The sequence below is a fragment of the Limnospira sp. PMC 289.06 genome (genome assembly GCF_032350395.1).
In the GTDB taxonomy this organism is placed as follows: domain Bacteria; phylum Cyanobacteriota; class Cyanobacteriia; order Cyanobacteriales; family Microcoleaceae; genus Limnospira; species Limnospira platensis.
In genome coordinates this window covers 1-292 of record NZ_JARPLC010000563.1, presented here as the reverse complement: position 1 = coordinate 292, position 292 = coordinate 1, and the positions used below count along the sequence as shown (strand labels likewise).

Annotated in this window: 1 pseudogene; it reads right to left on the bottom strand. The window is 49.0% G+C overall.

Going from position 1 to position 292, the window contains the following annotated elements:
- Positions 1-48: 48 nt before the first annotated feature.
- A pseudogene (locus tag P5674_RS26280) lies at positions 49-292 on the bottom strand (hypothetical protein); the annotation flags it as partial.

The window sequence follows — 292 nt, the reverse complement described above, 5'->3', positions numbered from 1 at the left end:
ACCATGGATTCTGTTCTCAAGGCTGCGTCCTAACCGTATTGACTAGTGCTATATATCCACACCGTGATCTGTGGGCATATCCCCACCATGACAATTGGGCTTTAGCTTCTGGTCACATCCTTCACCCTCTAAGGGTAGGGGTCGAAAGGGAAGTCGCCTTCCCCAACTCCCATTCAAAACCGTGCTTGATAGTTTCCCATCACACGGCTCCTGATGTGGATACCCTTTTTGTCTGATGAACAGGGTTACTACCCCCTGCTTTCGTACTTCAATGTTCAGAGCTTTATGCACC